This window comes from Cohaesibacter sp. ES.047 (assembly GCF_900215505.1).
In the GTDB taxonomy this organism is placed as follows: Bacteria; Pseudomonadota; Alphaproteobacteria; order Rhizobiales; family Cohaesibacteraceae; genus Cohaesibacter.
In genome coordinates this window covers 4,445,245-4,465,793 of the sequence record NZ_LT907844.1, presented here as the reverse complement: position 1 = coordinate 4,465,793, position 20,549 = coordinate 4,445,245, and the positions used below count along the sequence as shown (strand labels likewise).

The window sequence follows — 20,549 nt, the reverse complement described above, 5'->3', positions numbered from 1 at the left end:
CGACATGCAATCAGCTTTTGCTCGATGGAATGGAAAAAGACCGCACCAGAAGTGCGGTCTTACTATCACGGCAACAGCTTTTGTCCTATCCGGCAGGTTATTTCATGCCCAGATGCTTTTCCAGCCAATGAATGTCATAGGCACCGTTCGCGATGTCAGGATTGTCGACCAGCGAGCGGAACAAGGGCAGCGTGGTGTGAATGCCGTCAACGATGAATTCGTCAAGAGCACGCCGAAGGCGCATCATGCATTCGACGCGGTTGCGGCCTGTCACGATGAGCTTGCCGATGAGGCTGTCATAGTAGGGCGGGATGGTGTAGCCCTGATAGACACCCGAATCAACGCGCACGCCAAGTCCGCCCGGTGGGTGGTAATAGGTGATACGGCCCGGAGATGGTGCGAAAGTTTCCGGGTTTTCGGCGTTAATGCGGCACTCGATGGCATGACCGTTGAAGGTGATGTCTTCCTGCTTGATATCGAGGCCAGCACCACAAGCAACCTTGAGCTGCTCGTTGACCAGATCAATGCCGGTGATCATCTCGGTAATGGGATGCTCTACCTGCAGGCGGGTGTTCATTTCGATGAAATAGAATTCGCCGTTTTCATAAAGAAACTCGATTGTGCCGGCGCCAGAATATTGCAGGCCCTGCATCGCCTTGGCGCAGATGTCACCGATTTTCTTCTGCTGTTCCTCATTGAGGGCAGGGGATTGTGCTTCTTCCCAGACCTTCTGGTGACGACGCTGCAAAGAGCAGTCGCGCTCGCCAAGGTGAATGGCGTGGCCCTTGCCGTCGCCCATGACCTGCACTTCGATATGGCGCGGGGTCGAGAGATACTTCTCGATATAGACCGTGGCGTCACCGAAGTTGGATTCGGCTTCACTGCGCGCGGTGCTGAAGGCAACGCCAATGTCTTCTTCCTTGTGGACGACCTGCATGCCCTTGCCGCCACCACCGGATGCGGCCTTGATCAAAATGGGATAGCCCATTTCGGAAGCGATGCGCTTGGCTTCTTCAACGGAACCGACGCCGCCTTCAGAACCCGGAACAACCGGAATGCCGAGGCGTTTGGCGGTCTGTTTGGCGGCGATCTTGTCGCCCATGATGCGGATATGCTCGGCGCTCGGGCCGATGAACCCCACCTTGTGTTCCTCAAGGATTTGCGCAAAGCGCGCATTCTCTGACAGGAAGCCGTAACCGGGATGGACCGCATCGGCACCCGTGATTTCACACGCGGCCAGAATCTGCGGGATGTTGAGATAGCTGTCGCGCGCAGAGGGTGGCCCGATGCAGACGCTTTCGTCTGCGAGTTTGACATGCATGGCGTCCGCATCCGCGGTGGAATGAACGGTCACGGTCTCGATGCCAAGTTCCTTGCAGGCGCGCAAAACCCGGAGCGCGATTTCGCCTCGGTTTGCGATAAGAACCTTAGAAAACATGAGTTTACCTTACCTAATGTGGCTGCCTATTCGATGATGACGAGGGGTTCGTCAAATTCTACTGGCTGGCCATTTTCCACCAGGATAGCGGTGACTTTGCCAGACTTGGTCGAGGGAATGTGGTTCATGGTCTTCATGGCTTCCACAATCATCAGGGTCTGGCCTTCCTTGATCTGGTCACCAACCGCGATGAAGGGAGCCGAGCCCGGCTCTGGCGAAAGATAGGCGGTGCCAACCATCGGGCAGCGTTCTGCGTTGGCAAGGCTCGTCTCTGCGGCTGGTGCTGCTGCGGCCGGAGCAGCCGAAGCGGCCGGTGCTGCTGGCGCTGCGGCAATCGGAGCTGCCATGGGTGCGCTGGCTGCTGCCTGCTGCACGATGATGTCACGGGCAACCCGGATGCGCAGATCGTCCTGTTCGATTTCGATTTCCGTCAAATCGCTGTCCTTGACGAGTTCAGCGAGCTGGCGGATGTAATCTGGATCGAGATAGTTTTTTTCTTTTGACATGTTTCCGCATTCCATTGTTTGGCGCGAGGCATGCTCTGCGCGGTTAGAATGTGTTGATGATTCTGGTCAGGCCTTCGCGGCCTCATTGAGATGGTTAGAAAGCGCTTCAAGGGCTGCAACGTAGCCAAATGCACCCAGGCCACAGATTACCCCGATAGCCACCGGAGAGATGAAGGAGTGATGGCGAAAGCTCTCTCTTTTATGAATGTTGGACAGGTGAACCTCTACAACCGGCAGCGCCACAGCACGGACGGCATCCTGCAATGCGACCGATGTATGAGAGTAGGCTGCGGGATTGAAGATGATACCAGCGGCGCGCCTGCCGGCTTCCTGCACCCAATCCACAAGCTCGCCTTCATGGTTCGACTGCAGAAATTCGATGGAAACACCCAATTCTGAAGCCTTCGAGAGGCACATGGCCTCGATGCCCTCAAGGGAGGTCGCGCCGTAAATGCCGGGTTCTCGCTGACCTAACAGATTGAGGTTGGGACCATTAAGAACGTAAATAACTTGGGTCATGCAGGTTTCCGCTTGATAACACTCGTCTGACGAATGCATGCGTGCCATCGTCAGGTCCGAACTTTATAGGCTTTCCATCGATGAGAGGGAAGTGTTGTTGGGGGATGTCCCGACTTTTGGGCAGTAATTATCGGCAAGTTTTTGCGAAAACATGGCCTTTTTATGGTTGTTTTCGTCATCGGCTCTATAGGTGACGTGCCGATTGCCTTTCTGGAGAACCGATCAGGGCCAAGTTTGTTGTTCCCTGATCGATTGCTTGATTGGGGTCGCTCGCGTCTTGGTGCGGCCCCCGATGCCTTGTCTCAGGCTCTCTGGCTGGCTCTCTCGCTTCAGGCTTCAGGGCCTTTGGGGCGATCCGCCGAACGCCATCACGCTTGCTGATCAGCAGGTTGTCGAGCCACAGGAGCGGACCGATTCCAGCTTGCTCTGAAGGGCTTGGGCCGGAACAAATCCCGGGATGACCTCATCGCCAACGACAAAACCGGGTGTGCCGGTCAGTTGCAGCGCTTCTGCAAGACGGTAGTTGTCTTCGATTGGCTTGATCAGCGACTTGTCTTCATAAAGTGCCTCAAGCTTGCTTCGTGATAGGCCGAGTTTTTCGGCAACACGCAGGGCGCTTTCCTTGTCAGCCGTGCCGCGCAAGGTCATCATTGCCTTGTGGAAGTCCCAGTATTTTTCCGGCGCTTCTTGCGTGACGGCCATGGCAACAAGGGCTGCCTCCATGGATTGCGGACCCAGAACCGGCCATTCCTTGACGATGAAGCGAAGATCCTTATCACTCTCTACAAGCGACAACATGCTGCCGAAGGCCTGTTTGCAGTAGCCGCAGTTGTAGTCGAGAAACTCCACGATGGTCACATCGCCGTCCGGGTTGCCAAAGACGATCTGGTCCTCGGCATTGAGGAGCTCATCCTTGTTTTCGGCCAAGGCCTGTTTGGCGCGATTGGCACGCTCGGCGCGAGCGGCTTGTTCACGCTTGGAATCTTCTTCGCGGAGCTTGCCAAAAACCTGACGGATAACATCGGGATTTTCCAAAAGATAGTCGGTGACGATCTGTTCGATTTCTTCCTTCTGAGCATCGTCGAAGGAGGCGGCGTTGGCGTTGCCGGCCGCTAGGCCCGTGGTCGCTATGGCGAACAGCAGCAGGGCAATCAAGTGCTTGACTGGTTGCATGGAATAGCATCCTTGATGTTTGTCCGTCGGGTCAACGGAGGTCGTGACTGTCTCTTTGGGCGCACCTTATGCCAGAATGGGCCCATTTGGTGACAAAACTGAAATTGTTCACTTGAAAGTGACCATTTACCGCGGCCTGTCGACAGGGGCGCATGGGTGCCAGAGCTTTGCTGGCCATTCAGATTTTCGGTGGTCTGTAATCGATGATGTCCTGCGCCTGAACCCATTCGGGGCTGCCGCGTTTGAGCTTTTTCTGGGCGCGGGTGGCCATGGCTTTTGCCGAGCTGATATCGCCTTGCGCGAAATAGCCGTTTGCGGTGGCCATTTCGGCTTCGGCCCGTTTTCCGATCTGGTCATAGGCCTGAGCGAGAAGGCGATAGCCGATGGGTTGGTCTGGGTCATTCTGAAGACCGCGGCGCAAATGCGATATGGCCGCTTTCGGATTGCGGTTGCGTTTGGCCGAAAGCAGCGCCTGTCCGAGCATGACGCGCAGAAGTCCTTCATTCGGATGCATGTTCACGGCCTGATTGAGCGGGGCAATGGCCTGGTCGCCCGACCCTGTTTCGAGCAGAATCTGCCCCTTAAGTTCCCAGAAGTAAGGGAAGTCGGGACGGGCCTTGATCAGGCTGTCAACGAGCCGAAGAGCCTTCTTGTGGCTGCCGAGGCGATAGGTGACGATCGCACGGGCATATTGGCTGGGGAGATCGTTGCCCTTGTATTTGCGCATCACGCGCTTGGCGCGCTGGGTAAAGGCCGACAGCTTGGCGCGCACCATGTCATGGCGGAATTGAAGCGCTGGACTGTCCTTTTTTTGATAGTGCTTGCTGCTTTTTGCGAGGCGCTCAATCTGTGAAATGCGCTCGCGGGGCAGGGGATGGGACTGGATATAGGGATCGACGTAGCGCGATGAGAAGAGATCCTGATCCGCAAAGCGCTGGAATGTGGTCAGCATGCCTTTGGCCGACTGGCCCGACCGTTCGAGGTAGCGGATCGCAGCGCGGTCGGCGGCGATTTCTTCGGTGCGGGCATAGTTGAGCAAGGAATTCTGGGCAATGGTGGGGGAGCCCATCATGATGCCGCTTCCTACTGCTGCGGCATTCCTGTTGCCTGTGGCAGCGCCTGCTGCGGCGGCACCTGCTCCCAAAAGCATCCCGACCACCGCCATTGTCTGTGCATTTTCAACCGCCCGACGCAGCCGGACGAGATGGCCGCCAGCGATGTGGCCCGTTTCATGGGCAAGGATGCCGATGACTTCGTTGGGGGTCTTGGCGGCAATCAAGGTGCCGGTGTTGATGAAGATTCGCTTGCCATCGACGACGAAGGCATTCATGCGGCTGTCATTGACCAGATGGATACGGATGTTGCCCGGCTTGAGACCCGCAACCTTGAGAATTGGACGGGCGTAGTCTCTGATCAGCTCTTCGGTCTCGGCATCGCGCACAAGGCGCAGCTTGCTGTTCTGAGCGTTGGCGCTTGCGGCATGCAGGATAGGGCCAAGCGCGATCAAGGCAGCCAGCAGGCTGTGAGATGCGCTCCTGAGTATCCGCTGTTTTGTCCGGTTGACTTCAACAGGTGTGCAAACCGGTAGAAGTTTTCGCAAAGACTTGATACCAAAGCCTAGAAACATGAACACCGCCTTTTCCCACTTGCGGGTGACTAAGACTGAAGCAACACCATCAGCGCTTCGTTTTGGTTTGGCCCGGATGGTTTCATCCCTCAGGGGTGAAATTATGGCACAGGAGGGAAAAGACAGCCAAAGGGAAAGAAACATGCTCACGATTTCCAAGCGGGGAGCGATCCAGCCTTTTCTGGCGATGGATGTGATGGCCAAGGCCAATGTCATGGCGGCTGACGGGGCCGATATCGTTCATATGGAGGTCGGCCAACCGGGGGCTCCGGCTCCTCAGCCGGTCCTTGAGGCCGCGCAAAAGGCGCTGGTGGATGGCCGGATCGGATACACCGATGCGCTCGGGATCCTGCCGCTTCGGGAGCGGATCGCCCAGCACTATATGGAGAGATATGGCGTGTCTGTTTCACCGGATCAGGTCGCTGTGACGACCGGGTCCAGCGCCGGGTTCAATCTTGCTTTTCTTGCATTGTTTGAGGCTGGAGACCGGATCATCCTGCCAAGTCCGGGCTACCCGGCCTATCGCAATATTCTGTCCGCCCTCGGGCTGGAGGTTGTCGAAGTGGAGACCAGAGCCGAGGACCGCTGGTGTCTGACCGCCGACGCCATTCGTGCCGCTCATCTGGAGGGTTCGGTCAAGGGCGTGCTCATCGCCAGCCCTTCCAATCCATCGGGAACGATCATGGAAGCCGAAGCCCTGCAGTCGGTGATCGAGACTTGCGAGGAACTGGGGATCTGGTTCATTTCCGATGAAATCTACCACGGGCTTGAGTATAGCTTCGAGGCACAAACGGCGCTCGCGATCTCGCCCAATGTGGTGATCATCAACAGCTTCTCGAAATATTACTGCATGACCGGGTGGCGCATCGGCTGGATGGTGTTGCCGGACAAGGCGCGGCGGTCGGTCGAATGCCTTGGACAGAGCCTCTATATTTCGGCGCCGATGCTCAGTCAGGTTGCGGCCATGGCGGCTTTCGATGCCACTGAGGAGCTTGAAGCGATCAAGGCAGGATATGGCCGTAACAGGGCCCTGTTGGTGGAAGCTTTGCCGGGGATCGGGCTGGGGGATTTCATGCCCATGGACGGAGCCTTCTACACCTATTGCGATGTCAGCAAGCTGACCAACGATTCCATGGATTTCGCCAACCGATGTCTCACGGAGGCGAAGGTCGCCATCACGCCGGGGGCCGATTTTGATATCACGCGCGGCCACCGCTTTGTCAGACTATCCTTTGCAGGCACCGAAGTGGATATGGCCGAGGCCATCAAGCGATTGGGTGCTTGGATCCGTTGGAAGTCATCGCTTCGGTCTTGATCAGGTGCCCATGGCATTCCTGCATTGCCATCATGATGAGGTAACAAAGAAATGACGCGTTCATCGCGTCCGCTTTCTTGTATGCTTGGTTCAGGATGTCGCGAATTTCTGTCGTGTTTTCTAGGTGATCTGTCATCGCCTTACCCCCGCTAACCACAATAGAAAACAGTATAAACCAAACTGCTTTGAATGCTTCAAATTCCGGTTTGTACAAATGTAGGTGTGTAAAACTACCCTTTTGTATCGTCGCAAGGAAAGGGGTTTTTACGGGATTTGTATTGGTAATAGTGCTGGTTAACTCAATTCTGAATGGTATTTGGCGTTCTCGATTAAACTGCCGATTAAACTGCCGATTGAGATGACCGCTTGTGGATAAAAAAAGCCGCTTCCGAAGGGAAGCGGCTTTTGTGTTGATCCAAGAAGTCTGGGTCAGAATTTCAACCAGCGTTTAAAGAAAGCCGTTGCGATTCCACCAACCGGAGCGCTTGGGCCGTTTGTCTTCTGACTGCTCTGGTTCGGACTTTTCTTGTTTGCTTTCGACGGGAAAGGGGGCGGTGTCGGCATCTGCTGCCTCCTCGCCTTTGACGTCGTCTTGCTCGTTTTCTGCCGTGCTCTCGACCGATGCTTGCGCATCTGGAGCGGGTTCGGCTGCTTGCGTTACGTCTGACATAGTTGCTGCGGCTTCTTCGGAGCTTGCGGCTTCGCTGATAACCTCTGATGCAGGTTCGGGCGCTGCGATTTCGGGCGTCACTGTTTCTTCAGTGACATTGCCGACTTCTTCACTTGCAGCGATCGGTGCCATGTCAGGCAGTTCGCCTGTCGGTTCTGCCGAGATGATCGGTTCTGGGGCGTCATTCCGGTCCGGATTTTGATCGCTCACAGATGCTCTATTCTCTGAGGAACTTTCTTCAGAAGAGCTGGCATCAGAAGAGCTGTCGTCAGAAGACCTGTCGGGCGACCCTTCACTTGCGGATGCCGCATCATCTTCGCCTGAAGCGTCAGACGTCTGATCCTGACCGTCATTGTTGCGATTGCGGCGATTACGGCGACCGCCGCGGCGACCACGACGACGGCTCTTTTTCGGCCTTTCGTCATTGTCATCATCGCTGCTAGCGTCCTGCTGACCAGAGGAGGCTTCACCGTTTTCGCTGTCATCGTCAGCGTCGGTGTCATTATCGCCATCATCGCTATCGTTATCGTCATCCTGCTGACCATTTCTCAGGTCTTGCTGGTTGCCTTTCTTGCGACGTCTGCGACGGCGGCGTTTTTTCGAGCTGCTTTCCTCATCCTGTTCGCGTTCCATTTCGGCTTCGAACTCGAGATCGTCGTCATTGTCGAGATCGTCGGTCATCAGCATGGAAACGGTCGGAGTGGGAGCGACTGGCTCCTCGAGCGGATCCCCCCGTTCGATTTCCAGATGTTTGCCTTCCAGATGATCGTCGACCTCAATGAAGATGTTCACGCCAAAGCGGCCTTCCAATTCGAACAGGTTCTGACGTTTCTGGTTGAGGATATAAAGAGCCACATTGCCGCGGGTCTTGACCACGACATGATGGGTCACACCCTTGAGCAGGTGGTCCTCAATGGAGCGCAGAATCAACAGCGCAACAGAGGCCGATGCTCGGACATAGCCGGTGCCATGACAATGCGGGCAGGGGTCCATGGAGCTTTCCAGAACGCCGGTGCGGATGCGCTGGCGGGACATTTCCATGAGGCCGAAATGGGATATGCGGCCGACCTGAATGCGGGCACGGTCGGACTTGAGGCAATCCTTCAGGCGTTTCTCGACAGACCGGTTGTTGCGCTTCTCTTCCATATCGATGAAGTCGATGACAACAAGGCCGGCCAGATCGCGCAGACGCAACTGACGGGAAATCTCTTCGGACGCTTCCAAGTTGGTCGAAAGCGCCGTGTCCTCGATGTTGTGCTCGCGGGTCGAACGCCCCGAGTTGACGTCGATAGAGACAAGAGCCTCGGTCTGGTCGATGACGATATAGCCGCCGGATTTCAGTGTGACCTGCGGGCTGAACATGGCGTCGAGCTGATTTTCGATGCCCATGCGCGTGAAGATCGGCTGCGGATCGCGATAGGGCTGAACATTGCGGGCATGGCTCGGCATGAGCATGCGCATGAAGCCCTTGGCTTCCTTGTAGCCTTCTTCGCCAGCGACAAGAACCTGATCGATGTCCTTGTTGTAAAGGTCTCGAATGGATCGCTTGATCAGCGATCCCTCCTCATAGACCAGCGTCGGCGCGGCGGATTGTAGGGTCAGATCGCGAACATTCTCCCACAGACGCAGGAGATATTCGAAATCGCGCTTGATCTCGGTCTTGGTACGCGATGCACCGGCTGTGCGCAGGATGACGCCCATGCCGTCGGCAACTTCCAGCTCGGAAGCAATTGTTTTAAGGCGCTTGCGGTCGGTCACGTTGGTGATCTTGCGCGAAATGCCGCCACCGCGTGCCGTGTTCGGCATCAGGACCGAATAACGGCCTGCGAGGGAAAGATAGGTGGTCAGGGCTGCGCCCTTGTTGCCGCGTTCTTCCTTGACGACCTGAACCAGAAGGATCTGGCGACGCTTGATGACTTCCTGGATCTTGTACTGGCGAGCGCGACGACGGGTGCGGCGCTCCGGTACTTCTTCCATTGCGTCTTCAGCACCGACATGCTCGACATCGCCGTTCTCATCGGAATCATCATCGTCATCGCTGTCGTCGAGCGCTTCGAACGGGACTTTTTCGTCGTCGTCCAGTTCCTCGGCTTCCTCGATGTCGTCAGGGTCTACCTCGACACTGTCATCCTTGGCGACTGCGTGCGCCTGTGCTGGCGGATTGCTGTCGTCATCGTCTGATCCTGAAGGAGCGTCAGCGGCCGGAACATCGGAGCTCTCCGAGGCAGCACTCGCGGCCACATCGTTGTTCTCCGGATTGTTCGCAGGCTCCGAATCGGGCGTATCAGCAGACTGGGTGTCCGCCGCAGAGGTGTCGCTGTCGGACTGATTGTCCGTCTTGTCTGCTGCTTCTGGCTGCTTGGCGTCGCCGTTGTTCTTCTTGGACTGTTTGGAATTCCGGCGAGACCGCGAAGAGCGTTTGCGCTTTGGTTCGGCCGCTTCGGACTCATCTTCCTCGTCGTCGGAATGATGGCCTTTTTCTTCCTCAAGGAGCGCCTGACGGTCAGCTACCGGGATCTGGTAATAATCGGGATGGATTTCGCTGAATGCGAGAAAGCCATGACGGTTGCCGCCGTAGTCGACGAATGCAGCCTGAAGCGAAGGCTCAACTCTGGTAACTTTCGCTAGATAGATATTACCGCGCAATTGTTTGCGATTGGCGGACTCAAAGTCGAATTCCTCGACCCGATTGCCGCGTACGACAACAACCCGGGTCTCTTCCGGGTGCGTCGCATCGACGAGCATTTGATTTGGCATTGGAACGTGTCTCCACGGAAAGGCGCGCCGACAACCGTTCTGGCCGGAATTTCCGACACTCGGCAGGTTCGCGCTTCTCCGCTTTTATCTGGGGACGACCCTGCCTTCTCCTGTGGACGGACGTGCCGACGACCGTTGGTCAGGGCATGCAGCATGGCTGCAAAGCGATCTCCGACCTTCTGTCTTGTCGTTGTGCACATCACTTGGCGGGGTCCTCTTGTTGAAATTCGCTACCCGGCGAATGCGAAAAAACGCTGCATTCGGGGAGGGGGTTCTAAAAGGCCAGTAAGTCCCAAGCTTTGTTAGAGCCAAGGGACTTGCGGCGAAAAATCATGTTTCCAGGATAACAGTCTGATATCCTGAGGCATTTTGCTTAAAGCTTGGCATGTACAATTCGTCGGCGCTCCCTTTCGTCGCAACGGTCGTTGAACACGTCGAAACGGGTGCGGTTGCCGTCAATTTGCATCTTCTGATTTTACTCGGTCAAACATGCAAATCATCGAATCGGATCATTGCTTTGCAACAATAGCCCATTGGCCTTTTTAGGGTTCCTTGCGGGAATATGCAAGTGCAACGCATCATCTGTGTCGCATTTGATACATATGGACACCCGAAGTCCTGTATGAAAGCAGTAGGCTTGAGTCACTCTTAGGTGATTTCTGTCAAGATGGGGTTAACCTCGACGTGTTTATGGTTTAGCAAATCTTTCAAAGGCAGATAGAGACTTCTTGAGCATGAGCGGATCCTTGAAACGAAAAGCTCGAATGATATCCATTCTCGCAGACGTCAGCGCACGGCTCCGGTGCGCAAGCGGCAGAGCCTTGCTGACCCTTCTGGTGTGTCTTGCGGCTGTATCGTTGTTTGGCGTTGATGGAGCGCGGGCGGATGATCAGTCTGGCTCCGACCCTGTTGTCGTTGAAGCCGTGCGAACCACTGGCACCAAAGAGCTGTCGCGCTTTGTGATTGATGTCAGCCAGCCTGTCGACTTCACGATCTTTGCCCTTGATGAACCCTACCGGTTGGTAATCGATCTGCCGGGCATGGATTTCGAGGTCGAGCATGGCATGGGGCAGGTGGAGCGTGCGCTGGTCAAGAATTTCCGGTTTGGTTCCTTCAGCGGCTCCCGCTCTCGCATCGTTCTGGACCTGACCGACCCTGTGCGGATCATCAAGGCCCAGACCTTCCCGCCGGTTGATGATATTCCTGCCAAGATCCTGATCGAACTTGAAGCGGTCGAGCAAGACGTCTTTGTCAAGGAGACCATGAAGGATGTGATGCACGTCGATGTCGACGGCACGATCGACGACAAGCGCCTTGCTGTAGCTGCAGCGTCCAGCGCTGTGGATGAGGCCCCCCCGGAAGACCCACGGCCATTGGTGGTGATTGATCCGGGGCACGGGGGCATTGACCGGGGCGCCACATCGCGCTCTGGTCTCAAAGAGAGCGAGTTGGTGCTGACTTTTGCCAAGGCGCTGAAGAAGCGACTGGAGAAGGACGGGCATGTTCGGGTTGCCATGACCCGTGAGAAAGATGTGTTCATCTCACTTTCGAAGCGCGTCGCCATTGCGCGGGAGTTGAAAGCGGACTTGTTCGTCTCTATTCATGCCGATACGGTTAGGCAGAGTTATGTGCGTGGAGCCACGGTCTACACCCTTTCGGACAAGGCGTCGGACGCTGTTGCCGCGCGTCTCGCAAGGCAGGAAAACAGGTCGGATCTTCTCGCCGGTCTTGAGATCGAGAAGGATGATGATGTCGTCGCGGACATTCTCATCGATCTGACCCGCAGAGAGACCTCCAATCATTCGGCGCTTTACTCGCGCACACTGGTTGGTGCGCTGAAGTCTTCCATCCGACTGTCAAAGACCCCTGAGCGCTCTGCCGGGTTCAAGGTGCTTAAGGCACCGGACATCCCCAGCGTGCTGGTGGAGTTGGGCTATCTGTCCAATAGCAAGGATCAGTCGGCGCTGGCTTCGAAAGCCTGGCAAGAAAAGGCGGTCGAGTCCATTTCGAAATCGATGCGGACGTTCTTTCTGCGTCGCTCAACGCAGTCCAGTGGTCTGATTGCACCGGACGCGGGATAGGATCCGGTCCTCCCAAGTCGGGCGGAACGCATGGCCGTGAGAGGATTGTCATGATTGCCAATGTCGGACTGCTTGCGGCCTTTGCCTTTTTCTATTCGCTGATTTCGGCCAGATTGTCGTCGACGGTGCTGACCGGGCCGATGATCTTTGTGCTTTTTGGATTGCTGGCAGGCAATTGGGGCCTTGGGTTGTTTGAATTCAACATCAATGCCCACAGTGTACGCACCTTTGCCGACTGGACACTGGCGCTTGTGCTTTTCACTGATGCAGCCACGGCCAATCGGTCCGCTCTTGTGCACAAAATCCGCATTCCCGAACGCATGCTGTTCATCGGCATGCCTCTGGTGATGCTGCTGGGAACCGCCGTCGGCTGGCTTTTATTCGATCACCTTCCGATCTGGGAAATCGCGATTGTTGCCTGTTGTCTGGCGGCAACCGACGCCGCGCTTGGTGCGGAATGTCTGCATGACGAGGCGGTGCCGAACTATCTGCGCACCGGCCTTAATGTTGAGAGCGGGCTCAATGATGGTCTTGCGGTGCCGGTCCTTCTGGTTCTGATCGAGTTGGCTGTTGCGCTGCCGGATTCGTCGATGAGCGGCACCGATGTGATGGTGATCCTTCTGCGCGAGATCGGTCTGGGCGTCGTTGTTGGTGTCGCTGTTTCGATGGTTGGCGTTTTTCTGATGCAGCAGGCCAAGCGCTTTAATTGGGTCGATGCCGACTGGAAGCAGATTCCTGTTGTTGCCTTGGCGATGTGCAGTTTTGCCTTCGCACAGGAACTGGAGGGCAGCGGCTATATCGCGGCTTTCTGTGGCGGGCTGATGTTCCGGCAACTGACCAAGCGCTTCTCCCACGGTATGATCGAGGGGGCGACCGAGGTGGGAGAGACGTTATCTCTTGTTGTCTGGGTATTTTTCGGTGCGGTCATGCTTGATATCATGATGCCCGTGATGCATTGGACAGTGCTGGTCTACGCCTTGCTCAGTCTTACCGTGGTGCGCAGCCTGTCCATCATTCTGTCTCTTGCCTGGTCTGGTGAAACACTGGCCGGGAAGACCTATTTGGGATGGTTTGGACCGCGCGGTCTGGCGAGCCTCGTGTTCGTCGAGATTGTCAGCAATGCTGGTGTTCCGCATACGGATTTCATTGCCGGGGTCGTTTTCACGACTGTCTTGATGAGTGTCTTTCTGCATGGCCTTTCCACCCATCCCATGAGCCGTTGGCTCGCGCAGTTGGATCAAGAGAGCAAGAGGCGGCGGAACGGGGCGGATGACAAGCAGGCCAAGACCTGAAATCCGAGCGCTCGGGGCGGTGTGGCAAAAATAACACGCTGTTTCGGTCAATGCCACTGTGCCCAATATGTGGCATTCCAAGCCCTTTTGCTGCCCCAATGTGATGGAATGGTTGCAAATTGAAAATTGGCAGAATAAGTCTTGGCCCTGCGTTGCGGGGTCCGAATCCTTAAAAACATGATTCGTGCTTGCGACTTTGCATGGGATGGAACGACCTGAGAGCGGCACCCTGCGGTGTCAGTTGCGCAACTCCGAGCGAATGAGAAAATAGGGACAGATATGATAATTTGGCGTTTCTTCGGCTTTTTGTTTGCCGCAGGGTCAGTTCTGTTCATCGTCGTGGCGGTCGCCGTGTACATCTTCCTCAACTCCATGATGGCGGGACTGCCCGACTTCACGGCCTTGCGGAATTACGAACCACCGGTGATGACCCGAATTCATGCGGCTGACGGTCAGTTGATGGCGGAATATGCAGAACAGCGTCGTCTGTTCCTACCTATTCAGGCAATTCCTGATCGTGTGAAACAGGCTTTCCTGTCTGCCGAGGACAAAAATTTCTATAATCATGCCGGCCTTGACTTCATGGGCATTGCCCGTGCGATCGTGACCAACGTGCGCAATTATGGATCGAACCGGCGTCCTGTCGGTGCGTCGACCATCACCCAGCAGGTGGCGAAGAACTTCCTTCTAAGCTCGGAGCAATCCTATGAGCGCAAGATCAAGGAAGCGCTTCTGTCAATGCGTATCGAGCAGGCCTTCTCGAAAGACGAGATCCTTGAGCTTTATCTCAACGAGATCTTCTTCGGGATCGGTTCTTATGGCATCGGGTCGGCTGCGCTGCACTATTTCGACAAATCCGTACACGAGCTGACTTTGGCCGAGGTGGCCTATCTGGCGGCCCTACCCAAGGCTCCGAACAACTATCATCCGATCCATGATACCGAAAAGGCCATCGAGCGACGCAATTGGGTCATCGACCAGATGGTCAACAATGGCTATGCCACAATCGAAGAGGCCAATCAGGCCAAGGCGTCCGATCTTGAGGTCAAGTTCCGTCCCCGTGGTGCGCATATATTTGCTGCGGACTATTTCGCCGAGGAAGTGCGCCGATGGATTGACGAGGAATTCGGAACCGAAAAGCTCTACAAGGGTGGATTGTCGGTTCGCACATCGCTTGATGTTGATCTGCAGGTTGAAGCCCGCAAGGCTCTCAATGATGGCCTGATCAAGTATGATCGCCGTAAGGGGTGGCGCGGTCCCGTGAAGACAGCGTCGATTACCGATGATTGGGGAACCGCTCTTTACAAGATCGATCCGCTCTCTGACGTTCCCGAGTGGAAGCTGGCCGTCGTTCTGGAAGCTGGCGACAACGAAGCGACCATTGGTTTGCGTCCCGAAAAAGACGCTACAGGCGAGGTCTCTACGGCGCGTGAAACTGGCACCATTCCGCTCAAAGATCTGAAATGGGCCAAGTGGTCCAAGGGCGATCGCAAGGGCAAGGCGATTCGAAAGACCTCTGATGTATTCGCGCCTGGTGACGTGGTTTATGTGACCAAAGAGGAGGATGGCAGCTACAGTCTGGAGCAGCCGCCGGAAGTCTCTGGCGCGTTGATTGCCATGGATCCCTATACGGGTCGGATCCTCGCGATTGCTGGCGGGTTTTCCTATGACCAGAGCCAGTTCGACCGTGCGACACAGGCCTACCGTCAGCCCGGATCGTCGTTCAAGCCGTTTGTCTATGCAACAGCACTCGACAATGGCTACACGCCTTCGAGCGTGGTGATGGATGCGCCGATCGAGATCCAGCAGGGTGGTGGACAGGGCATCTGGCGGCCCCAGAACTATGGTGGCAAATTCTATGGTCCTTCGACCCTGCGTCTTGGGATCGAAAAGTCACGTAACGTGATGACCGTGCGTCTTGCACAGGACATGGGCATGCCGCTTGTTGCCGAATATGCCAAACGCTTTGGCATCTATGACAATCTCATGCCGGTGCTGTCGATGGCGCTGGGCGCGGGTGAAACGACGGTCATGCGCATGGTGACGGCCTATTCGATGCTCGCTAATGGCGGACGGCGTGTAACGCCGACCTTTGTCGACCGTGTGCAGGACCGCTACGGCAAAACCATCTATAAGCATGATCAGCGCATCTGCGACGCCTGCAACGTGCAGAGCTGGCAGAATCAGGATGAGCCTGAAGTGATCGACAATCGCGAACAGGTGCTCGATCCGATGACTGCCTATCAGATCACTTCCATGCTTGAAGGGGTCGTTACACGCGGTACAGCTCCGGTCGTGCGTGAAGTCGGCAAACCGATTGCGGGCAAGACCGGCACCACCAACGACGAGCGGGACGCCTGGTTCGTGGGATATTCACCCGATCTGGTGGTTGGGGTCTATGTCGGTTACGACCGTCCGCGCCCGATGGGCCGCGGTTCGACCGGTGGCCATTTGGCTGCGCCGATTTTCACCGAGTTCATGAAGGTTGCTCTGAAGGACAAGCCCAAGAAACCGTTCGCGGTGCCGGAAGGCTTGCAGCTCATTCCGATTGATCGCCGGACGGGCCTTCGGGCATCGGCCAGCAGCGATGGCGGCGTGATCATGGAGGCCTTTAAACCGGGCACAGCACCGCCGGACAGCTACTCTGTCATCGGCTATACCGATGACATGGGACGGCCTGTCACTGCACAGGAGGCCGAACGTGCCTTGACGCAGGGCACTGGCGGTCTGTATTAACCTCCCATCCAGTTGATGGCGGACGAAGTCTGGCTAAAGCCCGTTGATCCGCCATCATCTTTTGCTCCCGATTCAGGGGTAATTTGGCTGGTCGGGCCGAGGGTCCGATTGGCTTGCCTCTTGCCAATGAGACGAGAATGCGCGCAGAAATTCAGAATGTAGTCGACGAAATCAAGCAGGGTCTTGCTCTGCTGAGGAGGCATCTTTGACTGGGATGTCTCGCAAAAACGTCTCCTAGAACTCAATAACCTCGCCGAAGATCCGGACCTCTGGAACGATCCGCAGGAAGCTCAGAAGCTGATGCAGGAACGCCAGAAGCTGGAAAACGCGATCCATGGCTATACCAAGGCCAATCAGGATCTTGAGGATTCCATCGAGCTCATCGAAATGGGCGAGATGGAAGATGATGCCGAGATCGTGGCCGATGCCGAGGCCACCTTGCAGGGGCTTCTTGCGGACATCAATCGCCAGCAGATCGAAACCCTGCTTTCGGGCGAGGCTGACAGCAACGACTGTTATATCGAAGTGCACTCCGGTGCCGGTGGTACGGAGAGTCAGGATTGGGCCTCTATGCTTTTGCGCATGTACACGCGCTGGGCAGAGAAGTCTGGTTTCAAGGTAGAAGTGCTTGAGGTAACCGCAGGCGAGGAAGCGGGCATCAAAGCCGCAACCATCATGGTCAAGGGCGAAAATGCCTATGGCTGGGCCAAGACGGAGAGCGGCGTGCATCGCCTTGTGCGTATTTCGCCGTTCGACAGTCAGGCGCGGCGTCACACGTCGTTTTCTTCCATCTGGATCTATCCGGTGATCGACGACTCCATCGATATCGATATTAACGAGAGCGATTGTCGCATCGATACCTACCGTGCATCTGGCGCGGGTGGACAGCACGTCAACACGACGGATTCCGCCGTGCGTATCACCCACCAGCCAACCGGCATTGTGGTGCAGTGTCAGAACCAACGTTCTCAGCACAAGAACCGGGCGCAGGCATGGGACATGCTTAAAGCGCGGCTTTATGAACGAGAGCTACAGATTCGGGAAGATAAGGCCAGTGCAGAAGCGGCCTCCAAAACCGATATCGGTTGGGGCCACCAGATCCGGTCCTATGTGTTGCAGCCCTACCAGCTGGTCAAGGATTTGCGCACGGGCGTGGAGAGCACAAGCCCGCAGGACGTGCTCGATGGCGCTTTGACCCCCTATATGGAGGCCGCGCTGGCGCAACGGGCTTATGGGGATGATGACGGTGTCAATGTCGAGGACATCGTCTAGGCCACTTGCTGCCAGATCAGATCATTCGAAAGCCCGGTTCATCTGAGCCGGGCTTTTTCGTACCTCTGTGATCGGGCGCACGATGACTGGCTTTTCATAAAACAAAATAGCGTGGGGAACATGTGCCCCGAATCCAGACAAACAAAAAGCGCGTGGGATACACGCGCTTGTTCAAATCTACTTGTTTTTTTGCCTTCGTCCGAAATCTGGGGGGACGTTGGTTCGGATCGGGTGGTTTTGATTAACCTTGGGGCAATTCAGCGATCTTTTGATCGGTTTGCCACTCTCCCTTTTCTGAAGGCCAAGCTGTCCGATTATTGGAACCGGACGTTGCCGCGGTCGATCTGGCGCATACGATATTCAAGATCGTAGCCGTCAGCGGCATCATTCAGGTATGCTTCTTCCAGTTCGGCATTGCTGGGAATGTGGAAGGCGCTTGCGAGTTTTTTGATCGTACTGAACATATTTTCAGTTCCTTTTGTCTCTGTTTCTCTGTTCTGTTTACAGTTGAGACAATACCCGTGGTCTGTGGGAACAACCAGCGCTATATGGATTGAACAGCCATGCGTTATGTGCATACCGTAATTTTCCGTTGCTCCTAAAATGAATGGTATAGGGAATAATTATTCAAAAACAATTGCTTGGGTGTAGTTTCTGTTGTGCGGTGGGGCCGGATGCCCAAATATGGGGGGGGGCACGATCCTGGTTTGGCGCATTGAAATGCGTATGGAGTATCAACCCGGAACCGGCAATGCCATCCAGAGTAGTGACGCCAAGACCCCTGTTCCGATCCGGCGCTGCCTTTGACGCTATTGGGATTGCTAGATGAGGCGACGCAATTCCTGGCCTGCAATCAGGAAGGAGTAGGGATTCACCGGCTTGTTTCGCACGCGTGTTTCGAAATGCAGGTGCGGGCCGGTGGACCGTCCCGAGCTGCCGACCTTGCCAATAATTGTGCCTTTGGTGACCTTTTCACCCTTCTTGGCCAGTGTCTTGCTCATATGGGCATAGCGGCTGACGACACCGTTTCCATGGTTGACCTCCACCATCAGACCATAACCCGATTTGCGACCGGCATGGGTGACGATACCTGTGCCTGCGGAGCGGATGGGTGTTCCATATTTATCCGCGATGTCGATGCCCGAGTGCATTGACATGCGCTTGAGAAAAGGATCTCGCCGAATGCCAAAGCGACTGCTCAGGTGTCCTGTGGGCAGCGGGTGGGATATGGGAAGACGGTAGACCTGATCCTTGAGCTGCACGAAGCGGTCCAGCGCCAGTTTGACCTTCTCTGCGTCTTCGGCCAGCCTATCGTGATCAATGTCGCTGCTCACTGGGATGAAGGGACCACCAATCGAGAGCTTTTCGCTGGATGGCAAAGGAACCTTGATGCCCAGTTTGGCGATGCGCGCTTCAACCCGCGTGGATTTGCGCTGCAGGTCATTGAGCAGATTGTGCAGGATGACCTGACTATCGAGCATTTCCGTTTCTAGGCGGTTTGCAGCGTCTGCGAGCTTGACGACCGTCTGATTGCCCTCCGCGACTGCCGGGGTGTCGAGAATGCTGGGCTGTTCCAGCCCGAGCGGCAAGGCTTCGGCAACCACGATGCTGCCTGTGATGTCCGGGGTGTCATCAAGCGAATGAGAGGATCGGAAGCCCAGCTGTGTGAGTTCCTTGAACCGCCCAGAGATATGGCTTGGCGATTGAAAGGCGCTGATGTTGCTTGCGCTGGCGATTGCCAATTTCGGCTGCTCGACTTGTGCTGACTTGGTGCTGGCTTCGAGATTTTCCTTCTCGCGCCATGGTGCAGGGCGCGGGATCGGGACGTTCAACTCGGAACGGATGGCGACACCGGCCTTGCGCGCCTTTTCGATGATCGGTTCAAGGACGGAAGAGTAGGCTTCGAAATCCGCCTGTTTGCGCATGAGATGCTGCACATGGGTCTCAATCGCCTGTTGATCAATCATCTGGCGGCTGGCGACGCGATCAAGCTGCGACCGCAATTGCGCAATGCGATCCTCATAGGCCGCTTGCACCTGGGCCTGTTCGGCGCGCGAGAAGCTGATGACCTCATCGCGAAAGACCAAATATGTCGTGGCGGAAAGATAAAGAAGGCTGAAAACCAAACCGAGTCCAAAGACGGAAGACATGATCCATGGGCGTACGGTAAAATCCTGTACCACATCGCCATGCGCAATGATGATGCGATGCGGCTCCTTTCGGCGACCGAAATTCCGGCGTCTACCATCTGACAACATGTGCAGCCCAACTCGTTTACTGGTCTTCGACTGCGATAATTAAAGCCTTGGTATGGTTAATATTTCGTTACTTGAGCTGTTTTGAGGCGCGATGCCTGAAGGTTAAATCTTCGTAAAAACCGTAGCTTAGTCGCCGGGCCGGTAAGGCAGCAAGAGTTAAGGAAAAAGAGGGGATGGCATGAGAATCTTGCTTTTTTGAGAGCGATGCCGGGGCGGCCGCTGGACGGTCTTCCCCGGCATTGCCATTGGATTACTTGTCCAGCGTCCGGACGGCATCAAGCACGTCTGACGCGTGGTTCTTGACTTTCACCTTGCGCCAGACCTTGGCAATTTTACCTTCTTTGTCAATGAGAAACGTGCTGCGTTCGACGCCCATGAAGGTCTTGCCATACATCTTCTTCTCACCCCAGATGCCATAGGCTTCACACGTGCTGGTGTCTTCATCACTGGCCAGAAGAATCGTCAAGTCATGTTTGGCGACGAAGTTGTCATGCTTTTTCACGCTATCAGGCGAGATGCCGATGATGGTGGTGTCAAGGCTTGCAAATTCATCCTTGAGGGCGCTGAAATCGAGGGCTTCTGTGGTGCAGCCCGGCGTGTTGTCCTTTGGATAAAAATAGACCACAACCGGGTTTCCCTGCAGAGCGCTGAGCGTCACTGTACCGGAGCCGTTGGTCGGGAGTGAGAAATCCGGAGCGGTATCTCCCTGTTCCAGCACTGTTGCCTTGTCTGTCATGTCGTCATCCTTTCGTCCCTTTTTCGCACCATTCTTTTGCACGGATCGTGGCTTGTGCTTCCTGATACGGGTTTTTGGAAGCTCCGGACCAATTCGAGACCGGATAAGCCGGTATATTTGGGCATATTCCCTTGATCGAACCAACTCGGATTTTGATAATTCTTGTTAA

General features: G+C 55.7%; 15 protein-coding genes. 6 read left to right on the top strand and 9 right to left on the bottom strand.

Annotation, left to right across the window (positions count from 1 at the left end; all coding sequences use genetic code 11):
- Positions 1 to 97: 97 nt before the first annotated feature.
- The 3 genes from accC to aroQ form a co-directional block, all read right to left on the bottom strand.
- Entirely contained in the window at positions 98 to 1,438 is a 1,341-nt protein-coding gene (accC, locus tag CPH65_RS20430; RefSeq protein ID WP_096175548.1) for an acetyl-CoA carboxylase biotin carboxylase subunit, read from the bottom strand.
- A gap of 26 nt (positions 1,439 to 1,464) precedes the next feature.
- Complete coding sequence (gene accB / locus CPH65_RS20425; RefSeq protein ID WP_096175547.1) at positions 1,465 to 1,944, bottom strand: acetyl-CoA carboxylase biotin carboxyl carrier protein; 480 nt, start codon at positions 1,942 to 1,944, stop codon at positions 1,465 to 1,467.
- A gap of 66 nt (positions 1,945 to 2,010) precedes the next feature.
- On the bottom strand, positions 2,011 to 2,463 hold the full coding sequence (gene aroQ / locus CPH65_RS20420) for a type II 3-dehydroquinate dehydratase (protein ID WP_096176542.1): 453 nt from the start codon (positions 2,461 to 2,463) through the stop codon (positions 2,011 to 2,013).
- A 162-nt stretch (positions 2,464 to 2,625) separates the two neighbouring features.
- Here aroQ and CPH65_RS20415 point away from each other — a divergent pair, with 162 nt between their 5' ends.
- On the top strand, positions 2,626 to 2,844 hold the full coding sequence (locus tag CPH65_RS20415; RefSeq protein ID WP_096175546.1) for a hypothetical protein: 219 nt from the start codon (positions 2,626 to 2,628) through the stop codon (positions 2,842 to 2,844).
- On the opposite strand, the gene CPH65_RS20410 is transcribed toward CPH65_RS20415, so the two are convergent.
- Together CPH65_RS20410 and CPH65_RS20405 are read right to left on the bottom strand one after the other, a co-directional pair.
- Positions 2,845 to 3,636, bottom strand: coding sequence for a DsbA family protein (locus tag CPH65_RS20410; RefSeq protein WP_096175545.1), 792 nt, complete (start codon positions 3,634 to 3,636; stop codon positions 2,845 to 2,847).
- Positions 3,637 to 3,814: 178 nt separating this feature from the next.
- A complete protein-coding gene (locus CPH65_RS20405) occupies positions 3,815 to 5,263 on the bottom strand; it encodes a M48 family metalloprotease (protein ID WP_096176541.1) in 1,449 nt (482 codons plus the stop codon).
- Between the two features lie 142 nt (positions 5,264 to 5,405).
- Between CPH65_RS20405 and CPH65_RS20400 the strand changes: the two genes are divergently transcribed.
- On the top strand, positions 5,406 to 6,578 hold the full coding sequence (locus CPH65_RS20400; RefSeq protein ID WP_197703897.1) for a pyridoxal phosphate-dependent aminotransferase: 1,173 nt from the start codon (positions 5,406 to 5,408) through the stop codon (positions 6,576 to 6,578).
- Between the two features lie 448 nt (positions 6,579 to 7,026).
- Here the strand turns inward: CPH65_RS20400 and CPH65_RS20390 are convergent, their stop codons facing one another.
- On the bottom strand, positions 7,027 to 10,005 hold the full coding sequence (locus tag CPH65_RS20390) for a ribonuclease E/G (protein WP_096175543.1): 2,979 nt from the start codon (positions 10,003 to 10,005) through the stop codon (positions 7,027 to 7,029).
- 764 nt (positions 10,006 to 10,769) lie between these two features.
- Here CPH65_RS20390 and CPH65_RS20385 point away from each other — a divergent pair.
- From CPH65_RS20385 to prfB, 4 genes are all read left to right on the top strand, one after another.
- Positions 10,770 to 12,086 (top strand): N-acetylmuramoyl-L-alanine amidase, encoded by a 1,317-nt coding sequence (locus tag CPH65_RS20385; protein WP_172891556.1) that lies wholly within the window; start codon positions 10,770 to 10,772, stop codon positions 12,084 to 12,086.
- Positions 12,087 to 12,136: 50 nt separating this feature from the next.
- A complete protein-coding gene (locus CPH65_RS20380) occupies positions 12,137 to 13,378 on the top strand; it encodes a sodium:proton antiporter (protein ID WP_096175541.1) in 1,242 nt (413 codons plus the stop codon).
- Between the two features lie 285 nt (positions 13,379 to 13,663).
- The gene (locus tag CPH65_RS20375) at positions 13,664 to 16,114 is read left to right on the top strand and encodes a penicillin-binding protein 1A (RefSeq protein ID WP_096176539.1); all 2,451 of its coding nucleotides are present in this window, start codon (positions 13,664 to 13,666) and stop codon (positions 16,112 to 16,114) included.
- Positions 16,115 to 16,251: 137 nt separating this feature from the next.
- Positions 16,252 to 17,386 (top strand): peptide chain release factor 2 gene (gene prfB, locus CPH65_RS20370; protein WP_096175540.1). Its coding sequence is split into 2 segments (ribosomal slippage): positions 16,252 to 16,320 and positions 16,322 to 17,386, totalling 1,134 coding nucleotides; the frame shifts between segments, so codons are not numbered across the junction.
- Between the two features lie 314 nt (positions 17,387 to 17,700).
- On the opposite strand, the gene CPH65_RS20365 is transcribed toward prfB, so the two are convergent.
- The 3 genes from CPH65_RS20365 to bcp form a co-directional block, all read right to left on the bottom strand.
- Positions 17,701 to 17,850 carry a DUF3563 family protein gene (locus tag CPH65_RS20365; protein ID WP_096175539.1) on the bottom strand — a complete coding sequence of 50 codons (150 nt, stop codon included), beginning with the start codon at positions 17,848 to 17,850 and terminating at the stop codon, positions 17,701 to 17,703.
- Between the two features lie 357 nt (positions 17,851 to 18,207).
- Complete coding sequence (locus CPH65_RS20360; protein ID WP_096175538.1) at positions 18,208 to 19,644, bottom strand: M23 family metallopeptidase; 1,437 nt, start codon at positions 19,642 to 19,644, stop codon at positions 18,208 to 18,210.
- 250 nt (positions 19,645 to 19,894) lie between these two features.
- A complete protein-coding gene (gene bcp / locus CPH65_RS20355) occupies positions 19,895 to 20,380 on the bottom strand; it encodes a thioredoxin-dependent thiol peroxidase (RefSeq protein ID WP_096176538.1) in 486 nt (161 codons plus the stop codon).
- Positions 20,381 to 20,549: the final 169 nt, after the last annotated feature.